This window comes from Bacillus sp. SIMBA_005 (assembly GCF_046535585.1).
Taxonomy (GTDB): Bacteria; Bacillota; Bacilli; order Bacillales; family Bacillaceae; genus Bacillus; species Bacillus pumilus.
Window position 1 is genome coordinate 1 of record NZ_JAWRWI010000920.1, and the last position, 248, is coordinate 248.

Genomic DNA, 248 nt, shown 5'->3' on the forward strand with positions numbered 1-248 from the left:
TAAAGCCTTTGTTCAAAAGGACCCCCGTTCTTCTTATGTGTTATCGATCGGAACCGATTCACAGGTTTACCGCGACTACACAAAGTTTATTACCGCATTGCATTTGCATCGTACAGGCAAGGGAGCTTGGGGCTGTTTGAAAAATCACGACCTTGCAAGACCGATACATAGCCTTCGCGAAAAAATCTCGCTGGAAACCGCGATCAGCCAGGAGATGGCTGCGCATATCCTCGACGGCTGTCTTATGG

Annotated in this window: 1 protein-coding gene; it reads left to right on the forward strand. The window is 48.4% G+C overall.

Going from position 1 to position 248, the window contains the following annotated elements; all coding sequences use genetic code 11:
• On the forward strand, positions 1–248 hold a 248-nt coding region (locus SB660_RS22755; protein WP_410584780.1), incomplete at both ends, for a ribonuclease H-like YkuK family protein.